Annotated in this window: 18 protein-coding genes; 3 read left to right on the top strand and 15 right to left on the bottom strand. The window is 62.4% G+C overall.

The window, feature by feature from the left end:
• Positions 1 to 15 precede the first annotated feature (15 nt).
• Positions 16 to 1,635 carry a long-chain fatty acid--CoA ligase gene (locus NKF25_RS16590; protein ID WP_253227768.1) on the bottom strand — a complete coding sequence of 540 codons (1,620 nt, stop codon included), beginning with the start codon at positions 1,633 to 1,635 and terminating at the stop codon, positions 16 to 18.
• 169 nt (positions 1,636 to 1,804) lie between these two features.
• The gene (locus tag NKF25_RS16585; RefSeq protein WP_253227767.1) at positions 1,805 to 3,364 is read right to left on the bottom strand and encodes a long-chain fatty acid--CoA ligase; all 1,560 of its coding nucleotides are present in this window, start codon (positions 3,362 to 3,364) and stop codon (positions 1,805 to 1,807) included.
• A gap of 210 nt (positions 3,365 to 3,574) precedes the next feature.
• Between NKF25_RS16585 and NKF25_RS16580 the strand changes: the two genes are divergently transcribed.
• Positions 3,575 to 5,251, top strand: a complete 1,677-nt coding sequence (locus NKF25_RS16580; protein WP_253227766.1) for an AMP-binding protein — start codon at positions 3,575 to 3,577, stop codon at positions 5,249 to 5,251.
• Here the strand turns inward: NKF25_RS16580 and NKF25_RS16575 are convergent.
• The 7 genes from NKF25_RS16575 to NKF25_RS16545 all read right to left on the bottom strand — a co-directional run bounded on the left by NKF25_RS16575 (position 5,248) and on the right by NKF25_RS16545 (position 12,447).
• Entirely contained in the window at positions 5,248 to 6,561 is a 1,314-nt protein-coding gene (locus NKF25_RS16575) for a hydroxyacid-oxoacid transhydrogenase (RefSeq protein ID WP_253227765.1), read from the bottom strand. The two genes, NKF25_RS16580 and NKF25_RS16575, sit on opposite strands and share 4 nt — an antisense overlap.
• Before the next feature lies 1 nt (position 6,562).
• On the bottom strand, positions 6,563 to 7,366 hold the full coding sequence (locus NKF25_RS16570; RefSeq protein WP_253227764.1) for an N-acyl homoserine lactonase family protein: 804 nt from the start codon (positions 7,364 to 7,366) through the stop codon (positions 6,563 to 6,565).
• 268 nt (positions 7,367 to 7,634) lie between these two features.
• Positions 7,635 to 8,339 carry an ABC transporter ATP-binding protein gene (locus tag NKF25_RS16565; RefSeq protein ID WP_253227763.1) on the bottom strand — a complete coding sequence of 235 codons (705 nt, stop codon included), beginning with the start codon at positions 8,337 to 8,339 and terminating at the stop codon, positions 7,635 to 7,637.
• On the bottom strand, positions 8,336 to 9,094 hold the full coding sequence (locus NKF25_RS16560) for an ATP-binding cassette domain-containing protein (protein ID WP_253227762.1): 759 nt from the start codon (positions 9,092 to 9,094) through the stop codon (positions 8,336 to 8,338). Before NKF25_RS16560 ends, NKF25_RS16565 begins: the two co-directional genes overlap by 4 nt.
• A complete protein-coding gene (locus tag NKF25_RS16555) occupies positions 9,084 to 10,235 on the bottom strand; it encodes a branched-chain amino acid ABC transporter permease (protein ID WP_253227761.1) in 1,152 nt (383 codons plus the stop codon). The genes NKF25_RS16560 and NKF25_RS16555 overlap by 11 nt, the downstream gene beginning before the upstream one ends.
• A gap of 4 nt (positions 10,236 to 10,239) precedes the next feature.
• Positions 10,240 to 11,100: a branched-chain amino acid ABC transporter permease gene (locus tag NKF25_RS16550; protein ID WP_253227760.1), complete on the bottom strand. Its 861-nt coding sequence runs from the start codon at positions 11,098 to 11,100 to the stop codon at positions 10,240 to 10,242.
• 9 nt (positions 11,101 to 11,109) lie between these two features.
• Entirely contained in the window at positions 11,110 to 12,447 is a 1,338-nt protein-coding gene (locus NKF25_RS16545; RefSeq protein WP_256487616.1) for an ABC transporter substrate-binding protein, read from the bottom strand.
• Between the two features lie 208 nt (positions 12,448 to 12,655).
• Between NKF25_RS16545 and NKF25_RS16540 the strand changes: the two genes are divergently transcribed.
• Positions 12,656 to 14,245 (top strand): AMP-binding protein, encoded by a 1,590-nt coding sequence (locus tag NKF25_RS16540; protein ID WP_253227758.1) that lies wholly within the window; start codon positions 12,656 to 12,658, stop codon positions 14,243 to 14,245.
• Positions 14,246 to 14,254: 9 nt separating this feature from the next.
• On the opposite strand, the gene NKF25_RS16535 is transcribed toward NKF25_RS16540, so the two are convergent.
• Positions 14,255 to 15,049, bottom strand: coding sequence for an enoyl-CoA hydratase (locus NKF25_RS16535; RefSeq protein WP_253227757.1), 795 nt, complete (start codon positions 15,047 to 15,049; stop codon positions 14,255 to 14,257).
• A 235-nt stretch (positions 15,050 to 15,284) separates the two neighbouring features.
• Between NKF25_RS16535 and NKF25_RS16530 the strand changes: the two genes are divergently transcribed.
• The gene (locus NKF25_RS16530; protein WP_253227793.1) at positions 15,285 to 15,710 is read left to right on the top strand and encodes a PaaI family thioesterase; all 426 of its coding nucleotides are present in this window, start codon (positions 15,285 to 15,287) and stop codon (positions 15,708 to 15,710) included.
• Between the two features lie 3 nt (positions 15,711 to 15,713).
• Here the strand turns inward: NKF25_RS16530 and NKF25_RS16525 are convergent, their stop codons facing one another.
• The 5 genes from NKF25_RS16525 to ilvA form a co-directional block, all read right to left on the bottom strand.
• Positions 15,714 to 16,226: an MOSC domain-containing protein gene (locus NKF25_RS16525; RefSeq protein ID WP_253227756.1), complete on the bottom strand. Its 513-nt coding sequence runs from the start codon at positions 16,224 to 16,226 to the stop codon at positions 15,714 to 15,716.
• A gap of 441 nt (positions 16,227 to 16,667) precedes the next feature.
• Complete coding sequence (locus tag NKF25_RS16520; RefSeq protein WP_253227755.1) at positions 16,668 to 17,816, bottom strand: acyl-CoA dehydrogenase family protein; 1,149 nt, start codon at positions 17,814 to 17,816, stop codon at positions 16,668 to 16,670.
• Positions 17,817 to 18,042: 226 nt separating this feature from the next.
• Positions 18,043 to 18,168: a hypothetical protein gene (locus NKF25_RS24255; RefSeq protein ID WP_256487613.1), complete on the bottom strand. Its 126-nt coding sequence runs from the start codon at positions 18,166 to 18,168 to the stop codon at positions 18,043 to 18,045.
• A gap of 179 nt (positions 18,169 to 18,347) precedes the next feature.
• A complete protein-coding gene (locus NKF25_RS16515) occupies positions 18,348 to 19,889 on the bottom strand; it encodes a BCCT family transporter (protein WP_342766337.1) in 1,542 nt (513 codons plus the stop codon).
• 597 nt (positions 19,890 to 20,486) lie between these two features.
• Positions 20,487 to 21,725 (bottom strand): threonine ammonia-lyase, encoded by a 1,239-nt coding sequence (gene ilvA / locus NKF25_RS16510; protein ID WP_253227754.1) that lies wholly within the window; start codon positions 21,723 to 21,725, stop codon positions 20,487 to 20,489.
• Positions 21,726 to 21,743: the final 18 nt, after the last annotated feature.

The following is a 21,743-nucleotide window of genomic DNA, read 5'->3' as shown; positions in this document are numbered from 1 at the left end:
GGTTCGATCACCCTGCTACGTCCCGGGGGTGTATCGCAGGTCTGTGTCCGAGAATTCATCGCGCAACACCTTCTTGTCGAACTTTCCGGTGGCCGTCTTGGGAACTTCGCTGATGAAGACGACGTCGTCCGGAAGCCACCAACTGGGATGTTCGGCTTCGAGGAACGCTCGCAACTCGTCGGCGGTGAGGTCGGCCCCGTCCCGGACGACGACGCAGGCCAGCGGGCGCTCCTGCCAGCGTTCGTGCGGCACGGCGATGACGGCCGCTTCGACCACGTCCTCGTGGGCCATCAACTCGTTTTCGAGGTCGATGCTGGAAATCCACTCGCCGCCGCTCTTGATCACGTCCTTCGTGCGGTCCACGATTTCGATGTAGCCCTCCGAATCGACGTTGGCGATGTCGCCGGTCTTCAACCAGTCTCCCTCGAAATCCTCCTCGTTCGCGTCCGGGCGGTTGTAGTACTCGTCCACGACCGACGGCCCGCGGACGAACAGTTCGCCGACCGACTGGCCGTCCCACGGCACCTCCTCGCCGTCGTCACCGACCACCTTCATCTCCAAGCCCGGCGAGAGCAACCCCTGTTTTGCCCGAATTCCGTAGCGTTCCTCGTCGTTCAAATCCGTCATCGTGTCCTTCGGCCGGGAGACGCTCGCGATGCTCATCGTCTCGGTCATCCCCCACGCGTGCTCGATGGTCACGTCGTACTCCTCCTGATACCGCTGCATGACGCCCTTAGGCGCGGCGCTCCCGCCGACGACGATTCGGTCGAGGCTGGAGATGTCGGCGTCGTGCGTGTCGAGGTAGTCGAGCACGTCGATCCAAACGGTCGGAACGCCCGCCGTGAGCGTCACGCCTTCCGTCTCGATGAGGTTCACGAGGTCCTCCGTCGATGGCTGCGTCCCGGGATACACCGGTTTCGCGCCCGCCATCGTCATCGTGTACGGGAACTCCCACGAGTTGACGTGGAACATCGGCACCACCGGCATCACCACGTCGCCCTCCTCGATGCCGATTGCCGCCGGGGTCAGCACCATCATGGCGTGGGCGTAGATCATCTCGTGGCTGTACTCCACGCCCTTCGGTTTCCCGGTGGTTCCCGACGTGTAGCACATTCCCGCCGGTTGGTCGCCCGAGAGGTCGGGCCACGCGAACTCCGTCGAGTCGTGATTTTCGAGCAGTTCCTTGTACGAGTGGGCCGGAAGGTCGGTGTCCGGAATCTCGTCGGCCATGACGACGACTTCCTCGACGTGGGACAGAGAATCCCACAGGCGCTCGACGGTTTCGAACGGGTCGCCGGGGTCTACGAGCAACACCTCGTCGGCGGCGTCGTTCAGGATGTATTCGACGTGGTCGTCGCCGAGCAGGACGTTGACGGTGTGTAGCTGTGCGCCCATGAGCGGAACGGCGTAGTACGCCTCGAAGTGACGGGAGTGGTTCCACCCGAAGGTTCCCACCCGCGTCCCCGATTCGACGCCGAGCGCGTCCAACGCGCTGGCGAGTGCCTGTACTCGCTCGCCGAACTCGCGGTACGTGTAGCGGTGTGTTCCGTCGCGCGTGCGAGAGACGATTTCCTTCTCGGGAAACAGCTTCGTGGCCCGCCAGAAGAACGGGCGAATTGTCAGATCAGATGTCATGTGTTGTGAGTCGCAAGGTACGGTCGGCACGTGATGAACGCGGAGTCGCCGACCGGATCGTCCGCCGAACCCAACGCACGCATCAATCAAAAATTATCGTGATGGTTTCGGCACTCGCCCTGAATGGTTTCGGCGCTCGCCCGCGCGTCGCGACGTGCGGGCGAATCGCTCACTTCTGGCTCTCCAGATTGAACTTCTGTACCTTCCCGGTCGTCGTCCGCGGCAGTTCGTCCACGAACTCGACGTCGCGGGGGTGTTTGTACGCCGCGAGTCGGTCGAGACAGAACTCCCGAACCGCCTCCGGCGTCGCGTCCGCATCCGGCGAGGGCACGACGAAGGCTTTGACGGTCTCGTTACGTCGTTCGTCCGGCATCCCGACGACCGCGGCGTCCACGACGGCGGGGTGTTCGAACAGCAACTCCTCGACTTCGCGCGGGTAGACGTTGTAGCCCGCCGTGTTGATCATGTGTTTCTTCCGGTCCACGATGAAGAAGAAGCCGTCCTCGTCCCAGTAACCGATGTCGCCGGTGTGGAACCACCGCTTTCCGTCCGCTTCGGTGAACGCCGCCGCGTTCGCCTCGGGGCGCTCGTAGTACTCCTTCATGACGTTCGGGCCGGAGACAACGAGTTCGCCGGTTATCTCGCCGAGGTTCACGCTCCCCTCCTCGACTGGGCCGCGTTCGACCGGCGGGCGCTCTTCGAACTCGTCGTCCACGATTCGCGCCGAAACGCCGTCGAGCGACTGGCCGATGCTGCCGGGCCGCCGACTGCCGACGTGGTTCGCGTGCGTGACGGGACTGGTCTCCGTGAGTCCGTACCCCTCGTACAGTGCGACGTCGAACCGTTCCTCGAACGCCCGCCGAACTTCTTTCGGCAGCGCGCTCCCGCCGGAGTTCGCGAACCTGAGCGAGGAGAGGTCGTAGTCGTCGTCCTCGGGCAGGTTCGCGAGGTCGTTGTACATCGCGGGCACCGCGTGGCTGAGCGTCAGCATCTCCGATTCGATCAACGAGGCGGTCCGCTCGGCGTCCCAAGTCGGTAGCGGATAGTAGCTTCCGCCGTCGAACAGCGTGGCGTTCATCGTCACCGTCATGCCGAAGATGTGGAACAGCGGGAGGACGCCGAGATGTTTGTCGTCCGGGCGGATTCCGTCGGGGATGGGGTTCGTCGCCGCCCGCGCGTCCCACGCGAGGTTGTGATGGGTGAGCAGCACGCCCTTCGGCGTCCCGGTCGTCCCCGACGTGTACGGTTGGACGGCCACGTCGTCGTCGGCGCGCTCGACGACCGGGAGCGTCCCGTCGGCGAGGAACTCCTCGAAGCGGACGACGTCGTTCCCTTCCGCACCCTCGCCGACCGTGACGACCGCTTCGACGTCGGTTTCGTCCCGAACCGCATCGACGTGTCGAACGAGGTCCGGAAGCGTGACGACGGCTTTCGCGCCGCTGTCGCCGAGGAGGTGGCGAAGTTCGCGGCGCTTGTACTGCGGGTTCATCGGAACGACCGCGCCGCCTGCCCGGAGCGTGCCGTGAAATGCGGTGACGAACTGCGGCAAGTTCGGGAGATAGATCGCAACCCGGTCGTCGCTCCCGATCCCGCGCTCGGCAAGTCCGGCCGCGAACTGCCCCGTCCGCGTCCAGAACGCCTCGTAGGAGGTTTCCCGTCCCTCGTAGACGATCGCCGGTGCGTCCCCGCGTTCGGTCGCCGCGTCCGCCACGTGCTGAACCAGATTCATACGTTGTCCGTGCTACGTAGCGCCATCGCAAAAGCGTTTATCGATGGTTGGAATTATCACAATAGCACTTATCCACGTTATTTTTCTGAGGATTTCGGTTATCACTGCCAAAGAATCGGCATTCCGAGCGACCGATCGTTCGATCGTACTGATCCCGCACTTCCCTGAATCGAGGACAGTATTATCACGAACGATGTGGTGGAATATAGCATGGGTCACAACCAGCGGCTCGATGCGTACCACTTCTACGAGAAGGAGTGGAACGACTACGACCACCTACACGACTCCTTCGAGTGGGAGGTTCCCTCCGCGTTCAACATGGCCGACTACGTCTGCGACAGGTGGGCGGACGAGCGAGGCCGTGTCGCCCTCTTCGCCACGGACGGGGACGGGAGGGAACGAACCTACACGTTTTGGGAACTCAGAAACCTGACGAACAGGCTCGCGAACTACCTCGCGGACCACGGCGTCGGTCGCGGTGACCGGGTCGGCGTGAACGCGCCGCAGAAGCCCGAAACGCTCATCACCCACATCGCCGCGTGGAAGTTGGGAGCCGTCTCGATTCCGTTGAGCACGCTCTTCGGAATCGACGGCCTCTCGTATCGACTCGCCGACTCCGAATCGGTGGCCTGCGTCGTCGACGAGTCGAACGTCGAGACACTCCGGACCGTGCGCGACGACCTCGATACGCTCGAAACCGTTCTCACGGTCGATGTCGACGAGCCAGAAGACGACGAAACCGATATCTGGGACGCGATGGAGCGTAGCTCGCGGGACCGCGATATCGTCGAAACCGACGCCGAGGACGACGCCATCATCATCTACACGAGTGGGACCACGGGTAATCCCAAAGGGGTCCTCCACGCCCATCGAATGCTCCTCGGCCACCTCCCACTGTTCCTGACCTCGTTCTGTAATCTCGACGTCCGGGAGACGGACGTGGCGTGGACGCCCTCCGAGTGGGCGTGGGTCGCGTCGCTGTTCGACATCGTCTTCCCCGCGTTGTACTACGGCCGACCCATCGTCGCCTACGAAGGCGGGCCGTTCGACCCCGAAGCGGCGTTTCGAACCGTCGAACGCTACGGCGTCTCGATCTTCTTCGCGCCGCCTACCGCGCTTCGGATGATGATGAACGTCGATTCCCCCGCCGACCGGTACGACGTCGATTCGGTGCGCGTCATCCCGAGCGGCGGCGAATCGCTCGGCCAGAGCATCGTCGAGTGGGGCGAGACCACCTTCGACGGGGCGGCCGTTCACGAAGCGTACGGACAGACGGAGGCGAACCTGACCATCGGAGATTGTACCGCCCTCACCGAGTTCCGCGAGGGGAAAATGGGCCTCGGCGGTCCCGGCCACGACGTCCGAATCGTGAACCCCGAGACGGCGGAACCGACGGTCGAGGACGGAGATGTGGGAGAAATCGCCGTTCGGTACGAGGGCGACCCCGTCTGTTTCAAGGAGTATCTGAACCGTCCCGAGAAAACCGAGCGGAAGGTTCGAAACGGCTGGCTTCTGACCGAGGACCTCGGAAAGCGCGACGAGGACGGCTACATCACGTTCGTCTCGCGCACGGACGACGTCATCATCTCGTCGGGCTATCGAATCGGCCCAGAGGAGATAGAGGAGAGCCTCGCCGGTCACGAAAGCGTGGCCGATTCGGCCGTCGTCGGCGTCCCCGACGACGAACGGGGGGAGATACCGAAGGCGTTCATCGTCCTCGCGGACGGGTACGACCCGGACGACGCGCTCGTTGACGAACTCCAATCGTACGTGAAAGAACGGCTGGCGAAGTACGAATATCCGCGCGAAATCCAGTTCCTCGACGAACTTCCGAAAACGACGACGGGTAAAATTCGACGGGCGGACCTCCGCGAAGCGGAGCCCTAATCCCAGTTGTACAGCGCGTCCACGAAGATACCGTGGACGTCCTCTTCGGTCACCGGACGGGGATTACAGCGGAGCAGTCGCGCCTGCGTGTCGACGGTCTGTTTCGCCAGCCAATCGACGTCGTCCTCGGTGATTCCAGCCAGTTCGTTGAGTCCGCTCGGCAGGACGTTCAGGTCGCGCTGAAGCTGAATGTACTCTGCTTTCAACTCGTCCGCGGCATCGCCGGGGGTCATTCCCGTGGTATCGACGCCGAACCGGCGGGCGAGCGCGGCGAAGCGTTTCGGGTCGCTCGCCGAGTTGTAGTCGATGGTACTCGCGGGGGTCAACACCCCGATGGTTTCGCCGTGGTAGGTGTGATACTTGTTTCCGACCGGATAGGCCATCGCGTGGCAGAGGCTCGCGCCCGCCGTTAACCCGGCGATGGCACCGAAGAGCGCACCCTGTAGCATGTTCGCCCGAGCGTCGAGATTGTCCCCGTTGTGGACCGCCTTTCGGACGTTGTTCGACAGGAGGTCGATGGCCTTCTCGGAGAACATCTCGGTGAGCGGCGTCCGTCCGGCGTAGACGGGACGCTCCGCCGGGTCGGTCGGCCGGAGGAGAGAATCGAACTCGTGGGTGGTGTACCCCTCCATGGCGTGCCCGAGCGCGTCCATCGCCGTCTTCGCCGTCAACTCTGGCGGGAGCGTGGTCGTGAGCGTCGGGTCGAGCACCGCGGCGTCGGCGCGGACGTGGTTGCTGGAGATTCCCTCCTTGATCTCCTTTTCCTCCACCGAGAGGATGGAGACCGGCGAGATTTCCGCCCCGGTTCCCGCCGTCGTCGGCATCAGGACGAGCGGCGGGCCGGATTCCGTGAGCGCCTCCCCTTCGCCGGTCGGTGCGGCGATGTAGTCCAGCGGACCGCCGCCGTTGGCGATGACCGCGCGGGTCGTCTTCGCGGTGTCCATACAACTGCCGCCGCCGAGACCGACGTAGAAGTCGTAGCCCTCCTCGCCCTTCTCGTCGCGGACGAACTTCAGACAGTCCTCGATGTCCGAAACGGACGGTTCGCGGTTCGATTCGTCGTAGACATCGACGGCGAGTTCGGCGTCGTCGATGTGCGTCTCGACGCGGTCGACGTGGCCGATGTCCGCGAGCGTTTCGTCGGTGATGATGAGGCCGTGGGCGTCCTTGTCAACCCCCAAATCCCGCAACTGGAAGGCGAGTTCGTCCGTCGCATCCCTGCCGAACCGGATCTGTGGCATCTGGATGTGCCAGACGGTTTCCGGCGAGAGTTCGTGGGACGGCGCGGAAACCGACCGCTCGTAACTCATCTCAGGACCACCCGCCCTGGATGGTTTCGTACTGGTCGGGGTCGTGGCCGTACACGACTTCTGCGTCGTGTTTGCGTTCTATCTCCTTGAGTTTCTGGAGGCTGTCGAACCAGTGGCGATGGCTCCAGAGTAGACCAGCACCCAGCGGTGTCCCGTTCTCGTAGTTTTCGGTCTGGTAGATTTCGTCGCCCGCGAACGCGACGGTCCCGTCGTTTTCGAGATGGACGACCGTTCCCGTTAACCCCGGCGTGTGGCCGGGGAGGTGGACGAATTCGACGTCCTCGAAGTGGGTCTCACGGTCCTTGTGTATCACCTGCCAGTTGAGGTCGTGGTCGAAATCGCCGAGGATGTACGCACCGCTTCCCTCGTCCGTCTTCGTGCTGTAGTAGGCGAACTTCAACTCCTCCTCGTGGACGAACACCGGCGTGTCCGTCCCGTCGAAGTGATGGAGACCGCCAGCGTGGTCGAGGTGCAGGTGCGTTTGGAACACGTAGTCGATGTCGTCGATGTCGTATCCCGCGTCCCCGAGGTCGTCCCGAAGGTCGTGTTCGCGGACGTCGTGGGGATAGAACGCCTGTTTCAAGCCCTCCGGCCAGTGACCGTCGAGCGCGTCCTCGTGGTTGCCCGTATCCCAGAGGATGGTCCCCTCGGGATGGTCGATGACGAGGTTGAACACCGGGATTTCGATGTAGTCGGTGTCCGGATTTGGCTCGTCGTGGCTTCCGAGCGTGTTCCCCTCGATGAGGTAGTTGAGGTCACATTCCAATCCCCCGCGGTCGATCACGTCGATGGTAGCTTCGACCATGGTTAATTGTGCACGTCTTCGAAAATGAGTGTATTGTGTGGAAAGTTACAGTTCGAGGGAGAACGATTCAGTTAGCTGATGGCATTCCTGCAGGAATTCGACCGGAATCAGTCAACATCGTTCCTACACAGTCCCGGACGACCGCTGCGACCTCCCGAACGTCCTGGTTCGCCGTATCGGCGGTGAAATCCCGATTACTCGCCGTCTCCGATACAGCATCAAAGGGCATGTCAACCGTGAATCTCCCCGTGGAGGGGGAAACAAGCACTCACTCGCCGAGGTACGCCGTCCGGATGTACTCGTCGCCTCGAAGCGCGTCGGGGTCGCCTTCACGCTCTATCGCACCGTTCTCCAGGAGGTAGACGCGGTCGGCGTGATTCATCGTGAACGTCACGTTCTGTTCGGCGAGCAGTACGGTTACGCCGGTTTCCCGAATGGTATCGAGTCCAGCGCTGATGTCTTGTAGGATGACCGGTGCGAGACCGAGCGTGGGTTCGTCGAGGATGAGCACGTCCGGATCGCCCATGAGCGCCCGCCCAATGGCGAGCATCTGCTGTTCGCCGCCGCTCATCGTCCGCGCGGTCTGGTCGGCGCGTTCGGCCAGCGTCGGAAAGAGGTCGTAAACGAAGTCGAGACGCTCCGCTACGTCGTCCCGGTGGCGATACGCGCCGAGTTCGAGGTTATCCTCGACCGACAGAAAGTCGAAGAGGTCGCGGCTTTCGGTACAGTGAACGAGACCGGACGCCACGAGGTCCGACGGGGCCTTACCGCTGACCTCTCGCCCGCGGTACTCAACGTGCCCGGTGTAGTCGTGGAATCCCGAAATCGTCTCGACGAGCGTGGTCTTTCCCGCCCCGTTCGGGCCGATGACGCCGACGATTTCGCCCTCGGTGACGGAGAGGGAGATGCCGCGAAGCGCGGCGACCTCGCCGTACGAGACATGAACGCCCTCGACGGAGACGAGGGAACTCATTGCTCGGCACCCCCGAGATACGCCTCCTGAACCGTCTCGTTCTCTCGAATCTCGTCGGGCGTTCCCTCGGCGATTTTCGAACCGAACTGGATGACGACCGCGCGGTCGATAAGCGAGAGCAAGCCGCGCATGTTGTGATCGACGACGACGAGCGTCACGCCCTCGTCGCGGAGCGACAACAGGAGGTTCGAGAGGTCGCCGACCTCTCGACTCGAAAGTCCCGCGAACGGTTCGTCCACGAGGAGCAGGTCCGGGCCGGTTGCGAGCGCACGAGCGAGTTCGAGGCGGAGGAGACCGGCATGGGGAAGTTCGTCGGGGAACTGACCCACGCGGTCGCCGAGACCGACACGGTTGCAGATGGCGGTCGCACGGGCGCGCGTCTCGCCGCGTAACCCCGAAACTGAGAGGATTCGGTCGGGAGCGAGTGCCAGCGCGACGTTCCCCCGAACCGTCCGGTCGGTGAGCGGTCGGAACGACTGGAACGTCCGCGCCATGCCGCGCTTGACCATCTCGTACGCGGGTTCGCCGGTGACGTCCTTGCCGTGATACCGGACGGTTCCGGAAGTCGGTTTATACGCCCCCGTGACGCAGTTAAACGTCGTGGACTTCCCGGCCCCGTTCGGTCCGATGAAGCCCAGAATTTCACCCTCCTCGACGGTGATGGAGAGGTCGTCGACAGCCATGAGACCGCCGAACTCTTTCCGGAGGTTGTCGAGAACGAGAAGCCCGTCCGGTTGGGTGTTGTCACCGTTCACGGTCCTCACCTCCGAGCGAACCGAACGTGTCGAGTGCATCACGATAGGCGTCGAGTGTCCGTTCGAAGGGCGTTTGTCCGCCGTCCGCGACCGGATTCGGTTCGTCGCCGACGACGTTCCGAGCTCGTTCGATTCCCCAGCGAAGGACCCCGCCGGGGAGGAAAAACAGCAGGCAAAGGGTGATGAGAGAGAACAAAAGCAGGTCGAGCGATGCGACCTGCACGTTCAGAAGAGGGACGACCGTCGAGACGCCCGAAAGCCATTCGCGGAAGAGGCTGAAGAACAAGCCGCCTATGGCCGCGCCCGTGATGGTTCCCATCCCGCCGACGATGCTGGCGATGATAACCTCGACGCTGACGCTCATCACGAGCAGTTGACTCGGTTGGGGTTTCCCGACGGTGTGAACGAATACCGCCCCCGCGAGTCCACCAACCGCGGCGGAGAGTACGAACGCGAAAATCTTGAACTTCGCCGGGTTGATTCCGGCGGCCGCTACCGTCTGCTCGTCCTCCCGAATCGCGGTGAAGACGGACCCCGCGTCCGAGCGCGTCACTGCGAGCAAGACGGCGAGGATGAAGACGAACACGATGAGCGCGACGTAGAAATCCGCCATGGTCTGTCCCGTGAATCCCGAAACCGACACGAGCGGGTCGGGGCTCGGGAGCCCCAACTCGCCGCCGAAGACCCCGCTAAAGACGATGAAAAGCTGAAGCAGGATGAGGGGAGCGACAAGCGTGACGAGCGAGAGGTACGGTCCTTCGAGGCGGAGCGCGGGAACGCCGATGAGTATCCCCGCGACCGCCGCGAGCAGAGTCCCCAACAGCACTGCCGCGATGGGCGGCACGCCGAGTTCGAGGTTCAGCAGGGCGGATCCGTAGCCGCCGACCGTGAAGAACAGGGCGTGTCCGAAGCTTATCTGGCCGGTGTAGCCCGAGACGGCGTCCCAACTCATCGCGAACATGGCGAAAAAGAGCGCGGTCGTGAGCGTGATGACCGCGAGGAGTCCCTGTCCTTCGCCGAGCAGGAGTCGAAGCCAGAACGGCGAGAGCGCCAGCAGCACGAGCGCTAGCAGTCCGAGTTTGTACCGGGGTGCGAGCGACACGAGGTCGGTCGGGTAGGAGCGTTCAACATCTTCGCTCATGGAATCACTCCACCAACTCCCGGCCGAATAGGCCCTCGGGTTTTACGAGCAGGATGACGACGAGCACGACCAGCGACGCCAACCCGCTGAGGCTGGAGTCCACGTACGAAATCGTGAACACCTCCAGAAATCCGATGATGTACGCGCCGATGAGGCTCCCCCGGATGGAACCGATACCGCCCAGCACGACGATGGAAAACGAGAGGACGAGCGGTTCCCGACCCATCGCCCATCCGGCGGTCTGTATCGACGCGAGGAAGACACCCGCGAGTCCGGCGAGCGCCCCGGCGACGACCCACGTGTAGAGGTACATTCGGTCGGTTTCGATACCGACGAGCGACGCCCCGCGACTCGACATGCTGGTCGCGATGATGGCTTTTCCCGTCCGGGAGTAGTTCACGGCCGCGAAGAGGAGGCCGATGACGACCCAAGAGAGCGCGAACGCGAACACCCGATTCAGTTGGATGCCGCCAACGAGCGTCAGATGTCCGTCGAGAAGTGACGGGACGGCCCGTGGTTGCGTACCGACGAGTATTTTGATGCCCTCCTCGACGACGATGGCAGTCACGAGCGTCAGTATCATCACCGTGATGGAATCGTGTTGAATCGGCCGTATCAGAACGAGGTAGAGGACGGCCGCGAACACGGCCGAGACGGCAAGCGCGGCGAGCGTGGCGACCCAAACACTCGCCCCGAGGACGCCCGTCACGAAATACGCCACGAAGGCGCCGATGGTGATGATGGCGCCGTGACTGAGGTTGAGAACGCCGCCGACGCCGAAGATGAGCGTGAATCCAATGGCGACGAGAGCGTAGAGCGCGCTGATGAGGGTCGCGTTGACGACAGTGTTGAGCAATCCAGACATGAAACGAAATCACACCCACGGCGGTTTTTTGTGCGACCCCGTGGCGACGTTCGAGGGCCAGATAGCTTCTTGGACACCGTCGCCCCCTTTCCCCTGCCACTGGAGCCAAACCGGCCACGCGGCGTCCTTGCCATACATCACGTCGTGGGGGTACTTCGAATCCTTTCCGTAGTACTTCAGCGTCCCCGTCGTCCCCGTGAACGAGGACGATTCAATTTTGGGGATGACGTCGTCGGCTTTTCGTGACTCGGCGGCCTTGACCGCCGACGCGTACTGCTTGACCGCATCGAACGAGATGTAGCCCGTGTAGACGGGATACTTGCCGTTCTCCTTCTTATAACTCTCGGAGAACGGAACCGTCTTCTTGGTGACTTTCGCCGTCGGTGTCGCGGAGTTCTGGGTGATCGCGTAGCGACAGGCACCGTTGACCGACCCGTAGTAGGACGGGAACTGCATCGGGACGTGGATACCGCCGAACTCGAACTGGCGCTGTTGCTTCGCCCACTGCACGACGGCGGCGGTTCCCGTGTGGGCCATGACGACGAACGCGGCGTCGGCCCCGGAGCTTTCGATGTCGTCGTAGATGGGCGAGAAATCCTTCGTTCCGCTCGCGTACCGCTTGCTGATCGGAACGTCGATCCCGGTTTTCGAGAGTTGGCTCGTGAGAACTTTCGTAATCGGTTTCGTCCACGCGTAATCCTCCGCGAGGATGGCAACGGACTTCCAGCCCATCGAGTCGAAGTTCGCTTTCGCGAAATCGACCATGTTCATGCCGAGGTAGTGGGAGTTCACCGGTCCGGTGCGGAAGAAGTACTTGTACTTCTCGTAGTTCTGTTTGACCATCGCGGCCGCGTCGGGTGTGGCCGCACCCGACCCCATGTGGACGGTCTTCTGTTCCGCGATGGAGTCCATGATGTTGAGCAGGACTTCGCTGGTGAAGACGCCGGTCGTGAAATCCACGCTCTCACCGATGGTAAGTTTCTGATACTTAGACTTGCCCGACGACGGGTCCTCCTTGGTGTCTTTGACGACGACCTTCACTTCCTTGCCGTTCACGCCGCCGTCCTCGTTGAGTTGTTTCGCGGCTAACTTGGCACCGCCTGCGATGGACGCACCGATGGGATTTTTGGTCGGTTCGGGGGCGAGCACTCCGACCTTCATCGGTCCCGACGGGCCGCCACCGCCGCTTCCCAGACAGCCCGCGAGACCGGCGACTCCGGCGACGGTCGTCGCCTTCAATACCGACCGTCGAGTCGGCGGGGAATATTCGTTTGTTGGTTTGTTTGGACGCCTTTTATTCTTACTTTGTGTTCTGTTCCTGGGTTTGTGATTACCATCGTTAACCATGGTGCGGCCGGAATATCGGATAGGCGTCTAATAAATATGAGGGTTGGTATCATGCGACGGAGAAGAAGGGGGAACGGCACGTGATTTCGTTTGGAAAACCGGGTGGAAGCGACGGTAAAGAAAAGCACCATTTTCACAGCATTGGTAGATAATCTCGCCGAACCTCTAATCCCGTTAAAATAATGTGCGATACCGTCCCATACGATGTATGGACGTACCGGCATCCCTCCGAACCGTCGAAGAAGGTAACGTCGCCCGGTTGTTCGAAGCGACCGCCGACCGCCGCGGCGATGCCGTCGCCATCGAGATGGACGGTCGTGAGCTATCGTACGAATCGCTCGACGAACGCGCGGCCGTGTTCGCGGGAGGACTCCACGAACGTGGGTTCGACCCCGGCGACCGCCTCCTGCTCTACCTGCCGAACTGCCCGGAGTACGTCGTCGTCCTCCTCGGCGCGTTTCGTGCTGGTGTCGTCGTTTCTCCCGTCAACCCGCAGTACAAGGCCAGAGAGCTCTCCTACCAACTCGAAGACACGGACGCCTCGGTCGCGGTGACGCACCCGGCCCTGCGCGAGGAACTCATCGACGCCTGTGCCGAAACCGGCCACGACCCGACCATCGTCACTGTCGGGAGCGACGACGATGAAATCGAAGCCGTTCCGTTCGGCGACGTGACCGGCGAGCAACTCCTCATCGACCGCGATTCGGACGAGGTGGCGATGCAACCGTACACCTCGGGGACGACGGGCCGCCCGAAGGGCGTCCACATCACGCACCGCAACCTCCGAGCACAGGGATTTTCGGGGTTCACGTTCACCGAGAATTCCCCCAACGAGCAACGGGCGTTGGCCGTCCTACCGCTCTATCACATCACCGGCTTCGTCCACTCGACGTGGCAATCGCTACTGCGGGGTGGGACCGTCCATCTCCGAAATCCGGGAGAGTGGGACGCCGAGGAGGCGATGAGGACCATCGAGGAGTTCGGTATCACGAGTTTCGTCGGCGTCTCCGCGATGTTCGTGGACATGGTCAACGACGAGTCCTTCGGCGACCACGACCTGACGAGCCTCGACACGGTAAACGAAGGCGGGGCGAAGATGCCAGTTGCGGTTCAAGAGCGATTCGAGGAGATCGCTGGTGTGGAACTGTCGGAGGGGTACGGACTGACCGAAACGACGGCGGCGACCCACACGAGCGTCGGAACCACGTTCGGTCCGAAACCCGGCACCATCGGACAACCGCTGCGCATCACCGACTGCAAAATCGTCGGACCCGACGGCGAGGAACTCCCGACCGGCGAGGAAGGGGAACTGCTCGTCCGCGGTCCGCAGGTGATGGCGGGCTACCACGACCGGCCGGACGCGACCGCCGAGGCGTTCACCGACGACGGCTACTTCCGGACGGGCGATATCGCCCGTCGGGACGCGGAGAACTACTACGAAATCAGGGACCGAAAGAAGCACATGATCAACACGGCGGGCTACAACGTCTATCCCAGCGAAGTGGAAGAACTCCTCTTCGAGCATCCGGCCGTCGCGGACGCCGCCGTCGTCGGGATACCCGACGACCGGCGCAACGAGACCGTCAAAGCCTTCGTCGTACCCACGCCGAATACGGATTCGAATCCGGACGCGGAGGTGACCCCCGACGACATCAAGGAGTACTGCCTGTCGAACCTGGCGGAGTACAAACACCCCCGCGACGTCGAGTTCGTGGACGAACTGCCGCGGACCGCGAGCGGCAAGGTTCAGAAGTTCAAACTCGTTGACGAGGGCGAGAACGGGAACGGGAACGAGTAACTTCCGAGCTCAGCGCCCTTCGAATTCGGGCGTCCGCCCCTCCAAGAACGCGGAGACGCCTTCCTCGTGGTCTCGCGTCCCGAACACGATGCCCTGTGCCGTCGCCTCGTCCACCATCGCGCGGTCGAGCGATTTGTCCGTTCCCTCCCGGAGCAGGCGTTTCGCGTGGCGGAACGCGACGGTCGGCCCGCTCGCGATTCGACCGACCAACTCCGCGACGCGCTCGTCGAACTCCTCGTCGGGGTAGACGTGGTTGAACAGACCGAGTTCGTCGGCGCGGTCGGCGTCGAGCACTTCGCCCGTGTAGACGAGTTCCTTGGCGACGTTCTCGCCCACGATTCGCGGGAGCAGGTACGACGTTCCGGCGTCGATGCTGAGACCCACTTGGCGGAACAGAAACCCGATGCTCGCCGAGGTGCTCGCCAGTTGGATGTCACAGGCGATGGCGAGGTTCGCACCCGCGCCGACCGCCGGGCCGTCGATTTTGGCGACCGTCGGGTACGAACAGGTGACGACGCGGGCCATCGTCTCGCTCGTCGTCCGTTCGAGCGTGGCGACGGCGTCGTCGAGCGAACCGTCGCCTTCGAGTTGGGCCTGCATCGCCTTGATGTCGCCACCCGCCGAGAACGCACTGCCCTTTCCCTCCAGAATCACACAGCGAACGTCGTCACGTTCTTCGAGCGCGACGAACCGGTCCCGGAGGGCATCGGATATCTCCCGCGTGAGCGCGTTGCGTTCGTCGGGGCGGTTCAGCGTGAGCGTCGCGACGCCGTTATCGACTGTCAGCGGAACCGGGTCGGTCATCGTGAACACCCGACGTGATTCGAATGCATACGACCACCAACTTCGTACTGTGGAATAAAACTTCGGAGAGATACTAAACGATGGTGTATTTATTCCCGAATTCGTCTTCCAACGATTTCGTATCGGCAAAGACTTACAACGGATGGTCACCGATGCAAAAGACGATGATACGCGTTTCTCGTGGGAAGCGACGAGGACGATGGTGGTGGAGACGGCGGTGGACGGGAGGGTCTCCATGACCGAGCGGGACCCCTTTCAGTCGTTCGTCGACGACCACGGGTACCTCTCGTGGCTCGATCTCCGCGTCGAAACGGTCGAAGAGGGACACCTCGAAATGCGGGTGCCGTTCGACGAAAAACTCCTCAATCCGGTGGCCGACGACGACGTCGTTCACGGTGGCATCGCGGCGACGCTCGTGGACACCGCGAGCGGTTTCGCGCTCCGGACGACGTTGGACAACCCCGAGAGTGGGCGTCTCGTGACGACGGATCTCAACGTCTCGTACATCCGTCCGGCGGGCGACGACCTCCTCGCGGAAGCGAGGGTCGTCCGCTCCGGGGATTCGATGGGCGTCGTCCGCGTGACCGTCTGGACGCTCGGACCCGACGGGGAACGAACGGAAACGGCCGTCGGACGAACTTCGTACCGGATTTTTCGGTAATAGTCAACGAGTCTTCGACCGCAGTCGCTCGATGATGCTGTCGGTCTTGTCCATCTTCTCGATGTCGGTGATCTCGTCGCCGACGGCTATCTCCCCGCCTTCGACCACGTCCGCACAGACGCCACCTCGTCCGGCCTTGAGCGCGCGGGCGACGCCGTCCTGCTCGTTCAGTTGCTCGACGTGTGCACAGGGCGGCCGCGGCCGTGTTCCCTCCAACACCGCGCCGCCGATTCGGAACCGATGCTTGAGCAGGTCGTGGACGTCGATCCCCTCCGTGACAATGTTGCGTCGGTGTTCTCCGGCGGTCAGATCGAGACCGAACTCCCGGTTGATTTCGTCTATCGCTTCCGACGCGATCAGCGTCACCTGACAGACGTCGTACGGCGAGTAGTAGCCGGTGCCGTTGAAATAACGGTCGTTCAGGAGCCCCCTGTCGGCGACCGCCTGCACGTCGGAAACCGACCGCATCGGCTCTGAGCCGTTCTCGGTGACGAAGAGCGCGGTGATGTGAGCCATACGCGTCCTTGGTCATGGACGGGGATAATGACGACGGGCGTGACGGTCGATATCGGTTCAGGCACCGTATACCGACGACGCAAGCACCGACTGACGGGACGACAGACACCGAATAACAATGATCGAACCGGCCATTGGTTGGTATGCAGGTCGCACTGAATCAGGTCTCACGTGCCACACCGTTCGGCCGTTGGTTCGGCCGACGTGTCCGTCTGTCAGTAGTCATCCGTCGTACGCTCGCACGGTCGGCATTGCGCCGGCCGTACTCGCGTTTTCGATGGAAGCCCGGAGAACGGGTTGCTCGCTGGTAAGAGCACCATCGTTGGACGAAGGCTCTCGTCCGACCGATGGCGGCTATCATCGATAGCCCCGGTGGTTCGAATCCACCCCCGTTCGTTCCCCTTTTCGAGATGTCGAATTCGGAAGTGACCTCGCCAGCGATCAGGGACGCTGGCGATAGATGAGGTTGCGTTGGATCCCGTTCGCTCCCTCGTAGATCACCGGAATCCGGACGTCACGATAGATCCGCGCGATTTTGCGGTCGGTGAGGACCGAGCGACCGCCGTGCAGTTGCATTCCCGTTTCGGCGCACTCGACGGCCGCTTCCGTCGAAGTCGTCTTGGCGAGCGCCGCCCAGTAACCCGGGTTCTCGCCGTTTTGGACCTTTTCCGCGGCGCGCCAGTTGAGCGCCCGTGCCCGCTCGAACTCGATGAGCATGTCCGAGAGGTCGTGTTGGACGGCCTGAAAGTCGTTCACGCTTCGTCCGAACGCGCTGCGGTCGTGGACGAACTCCCACGTCTCCTCGATGGCCGCCGCCGCCAAGCCCAAGGCGTGACCGCCGACGATGACCCGCCCGTGGTTGAAGAACTCGGCGAGCATGTAGAATCCCGTCCCTTCGGTGCCGACGAGGTTTTCCTCGGGAACCCGGCAGTCGTCGAACACGATATGGCCCTGTTTCGACGCCCGGAAACCCATCTTCTCGGGGATGTGCTCGGCGTCGTAGCCGTCCGTGTCCGTCGGCACGATGAACATCGAGTAGTTCGAGTAGCGGTCGTCCGAATCGCCGGTTTTCGCGTAAACGGTCAGCCAGTCGGCTTCGACGGCGTTTCCAATCCAGTACTTCTCGCCGTTTATCACCCACTCGTCGCCATCTTTCTCGGCGCTCGTCGTCATCCCCGCCAAGTCGCTCCCCGTCTGCGGTTCGGAAACGGCGAGCCCCGTTATCGCCTCACATTCCGCTACAGGTCGGAGGTACTCCTCTTTCTGCACCTCGCTTCCGTACGATTCGACGATTTCCCCGCCGAAACTCGCCAGTTGGAGCGTGAGCGCGATTCCGGCGTCCGCCCGGTAGAACTCCTCGGCGATGGCGAGCATCTGTCGAATGTTCAACCCTCGTCCGCCGACTTCGGGACCGAGGTCTTGGGCGACCAGTCCCGCCACCTGTCCGGCTTCGAGGATGTCGAACGGGTAGTCGCCGCTCCGGAAGTACTCCTCGGCGTTGGGTTCGATGTACTCTTCGGCGAACGCCCGGGCGTCCGCTTTTATCTCGCGGGCGTCCTCGGGAACGATGGACTCATCCAGCAGTTCCATGGCTCACCTTCGGCTTCGAGTGCCAAAGGTACCGTTGCCGAGACTCTTTTCCGACAGGACCGGTCCCCGTTCTCACCCGCTCGAACGGGACCGCGGGCCGGGAGACGCTTACCGAAGTCGATGTCCCCGTCGTCGCGACGAACGTCAGTGATCGGATTTCGGATACCGTCCGCTGAGGGGTTCGGAACGAAAAAAGGCAAACTCGTCGGCGGATTCCGGGTCGGAGTTACCGACTACCGGCGGACGGCGATGGATCGTTCCCGCCGTTCAGAATGCGGTCGACCAGGTCGCCGAGGTCGGGTGCGCTTCGACCGTCCGATTCTTCCGACGGGTATTCTGTATCGGATACCATCGATCGTACCTCCGGTTGACGTTCGTACCTCCGGAAAGTTAACAGTTTGTCCTGGGAGGAAGCCGCCTCCGTCGCCGACCGGATGGATTGGTTGGATGGAATGGATGGGATAGATGGGATGGAATGGATGGGATAGATGGGATGGAATGGATGGAAGGCGGTTGGCCGCGTCAGCGACGTTAGTCCCCTTCGTCACCGTCGGCGGGGCGGGCGGAAGTCCCACCGCCGCCACCGCCCCCGAGCAGCACGTCGTCGTCCTCCCGGATCGAAGCACCCTCCTGAACGAGCACGCGTCCTTGGAAGCTGCTGAACTCCTTTATCATGCCGTACACGCCGATGAGTCCGACGATGGCGACCGGTCCGCCGGTGATTATGGCGGCCTGCTGGAGCGCGCTGGTTCCGCCGATGACGATGAGGACGGCGGCGACGAGTCCCTGAAGGACGCCCCAGATGAGGCGGTTGAGTTCCGAGGGGTGCTCCTCCCCGCCGGTGGTCAGCATGGCGATGCCGAGCGTCGAGGAGTCGGCAGACGTGACGAAGAACGTGATGACCAGCAGGAAGAACAGACCGGATAGCAGGGCACCCGCCGGGAGCGCGCCGAACAACGGATACCCGGCGACGGCCTCGTTTCCGTTGTAGTTCGCGAGGACGCCGAGGATGTTCGCTCGACCGAGTTGCTGCATCCGCATCGACATCCCACCGATGACGAGGAACCACGGGACAGTCGCCAGCGTCGTCGCGACGACGCCGACGAACGTCACTTCGCGGATGGTTCGTCCGTACGAGATTCGCGCGAGGAAAATCCCCGAGAATGGGGCCCACGAGAACCACCATGCCCAATAGAAGATGGTCCACGCCCCGACGAACGATGAACCGGTCGCCGCGCCGGTGAACAGACTCATCTTGATGAACTGGTTGAGATACCGGCCGACGGACTGCGTCCCCAGATTGAGCACGAACGAGGCCATCCCGTTGTAGATGCCGATGCAAAAGACCAACACCCCCAGCAGGACGAACACGATGACGTTCAACTGCGATAGCCGTTTGATACCCTTCTCGACGCCGCTGATGACCGAAAGCGTGAACACCGTCGTCACACCGATGATGACGAGGATGATACCGAGGTCGCCGAGTTGGATGCCGAAGATATCGATCGGAAGCGCTGACGCCGCCTGTGACGGCGTCCGTACCGACCCGAACTGGTAGTCCATCCCCATCAGCAACTGTTGGCCGATGAACCCGAGCGACGTGGCGATGCCGCCCATCGTCCCGAACACCGCGATGAGGTCGACGACGCGCGCGAAGTAGCTGTCGTCCAAGTTATCGACGCCGACGATGGGCGCGATGACCGTCGAGAACTTGAACGGCGCACCCTTCTTGTGTGCGTAGTAGCCGATGGGAACGCCGACGATGAGGTAGGCCGCCCACGCCGAGATGCCCCAATGGAAGAACGTGTACTGAAGCGACCCCAACATACGCTGTTTCGCGGGGGCGTCCGCACCGGCGAGAGGCGTCCCGCTCCCGTAGTGGAAGATGGCCTCGGCCGGACCCCAGAAGACGATTCCGGCGGCGATTCCGGCGGAGAAGAACATCGCAAAATAGGAGAGGAAACTGTGTCTCGGTTCCGCGTCGGGCGGCCCGAGTTTGATCTTCCCCCACGGGCCGAAGATGAGGAAGTCGTGAATCCGACGAATATCAACATCGCCCAGAGGTAAAACCACGAGAAGTTGGACCACAACCAGTGGTTGACCCCTTTCATTGCAGTTCCTGCTGCCTCCGGGCCGACGATTGCGACGTACAGAAGGAACGCAACCGCGGTCAGAATACCGAACCCGAACACCAGCGGATCGATCTCGTCTACGAACTCGCGTAGGTAACCTTGTTGTTGGCTCATGTTGCTCATACTCCTCTCGGAGTGTGCAGTACGCCGTACTGCGTCGTTCGAGCGGTCGGCGACGATGTCTTCTGCTTCCGGCGAATCGCGGTCCCCTCGACGGTGATTTCCGAACCGGTTGTATCACGATCGTCAGATCATGACCCGAGACGATGGACGAACGAAACGGATTCGACGGCGTGCGCGAATCCGTGCCCCGTCATACCATGACACAATACTACATACGTTTCTCTTGAGAATCGATAATAATAGCTCGTGTTTGTATGCTGTGGTGTACTTAAGCACGGACGAAAATTTAACGGCCGTTTCGTTTTACCGTAATTTCGTTTCGTAAGGTTTCATTTAAAACCCTCCGGCCTACAAGATCGGTGAGTAGCCGACGCACGGTGAGCAACTGTTCGTGATGTCAGAAAATCCATAAGAATCAGGAGTTGACGTGGACGACCTCGTAGGAGTGACCGCGTATCGAGCGGATGATGTTCCTCGCCTGTCCGGTGCCGCTCGTTTCGACCTGGAAGACGAGATACGCCTCGCCGACGTCTAGTTCGGGGGCCGACCTGTCGTGTCGGACGTTTCGGATGTTCGCCCCGTGATCCGCGATGATACCGGACAGTTCCTGCATCTCACCGGGTCGGTCGTGAATGCGAACGCGAAGGCGGAGAAGTTGCTCACGGTTCGTCAGTGCGTGGACCAGCACGGTCTGTAACATCGTCATATCGAGGTTCCCGCCGCAGAGCAACGGCATCACCGTCTCCCCTTCCACGTCGAGGGCTTCGCCCATGATGGCCGCGACGCTCGCCGCACCGGCACCTTCGACCACCTGCTTCGCCCGTTCGAGCAGGAAGAGGACCGCCCGCGCGATTTCGCTGTCGGTCACCGTGACGATTTCGTCGACGTGTCGGTCGATGAGCGAGAGCGTCAACTCGGAGATGCCGCCGGTGGCGATACCGTCCGCGATGGTGTCGACGGAGTCGAGGGTCTGTGGCATCCCCTTGTCTAGGCTGCTCGGAACGGTCGCCGCGCCGGTGGCCTGCACGCCGACGATGCGCGTTTCCGGGGACAGTTCGGAAAACGCCGTCGCGATGCCGGAGATGAGGCCGCCGCCGCCGATGGGAACGACGACGGTGTCCACGTCCGGGAGGTCCTCGTACATCTCGACGCCGAGCGTCCCCTGTCCGGCGATGATCGCCGGGTCGTCGTACGCGTGGATGAGTTCAGCGGAGCCGTCGGCGACGAGGTCCTCCGCGTGGTTCATCGCCTCGCGGAAGTCCCGGCCGACGAGTTCCACCTCGCCGCCGTAGCCCCTCGTCGCGTCGATCTTCGTCTGCGGGGCGGTCTTCGGCATGACGATGGTCGAATCGATGCCGAGTTCGGTCGCCGCCAGCGCCACGCCCTGTGCGTGATTTCCGGCGCTCGCCGCGACGACGCGGTCGACATCCGTTCCCACCACGTCGCGTTCGATCTTGTTGTACGCCCCGCGCGTTTTGAACGAACCGGTCCACTGGAGGTGCTCCATTTTCAACGACACCTCGCCGCCGGTTCGGTCGTCGAGGGACGTGCTTCGCTCGACGGGCGTTCGTTTCACGACCGACGGATCGTCGAGTCGGTCGATGGCCTGTTCGATAGCGGAAAACGGGAGTCGTTCCGACGTGTTGGTAGTCATCCGTAATTCTCCGTCCCC

Source organism: Haladaptatus sp. AB643, assembly GCF_024136975.1.
GTDB lineage: Archaea > Halobacteriota > Halobacteria > Halobacteriales > Haladaptataceae > Haladaptatus.
The sequence above is the reverse complement of the archived record's forward strand: the minus strand, read 5'-3'. Positions and strand labels throughout refer to the sequence as shown.